We start from the raw sequence: 293 nt of genomic DNA on the forward strand, positions 1-293 counted from the left end.
GATGAAATCACTTTATTTTTATATCACAAAAAAACAGTAAAGATTGTGTATATCCTTTCTGTCTTAACGTATTCGTAGTAGTACGAGATCATTTAATTAATATCTTTAACAGTCTCTCCGGATCAAACCCACTTATCCAATCTCCATTTATATTGGTTTGCGGAACCGTTAATCTTTTCGTTTTTCCTATCAAATTCATCCTTGCTATAGGATTTAAGTCTACAACTATCTCTTCATAAGTAATATCAAAAGAATATAGAAAACTTTTTACCATTCCACAGACTGGGCAGAAG

Annotated in this window: 1 protein-coding gene; it reads right to left on the bottom strand. The window is 31.4% G+C overall.

The genetic code is table 11. The annotated features are described in order from the left end of the window. Window positions 1-88 precede the first annotated feature (88 nt). Window positions 89-293 (bottom strand): glutaredoxin family protein (locus PZE06_RS28525; RefSeq protein ID WP_275792474.1); only part of this gene is annotated, 205 nt, incomplete at its 5' end.

Source organism: Robertmurraya sp. DFI.2.37 (assembly GCF_029211245.1).
Classification (GTDB): Bacteria; Bacillota; Bacilli; order Bacillales; family Cytobacillaceae; genus Robertmurraya; species Robertmurraya methanolica_A.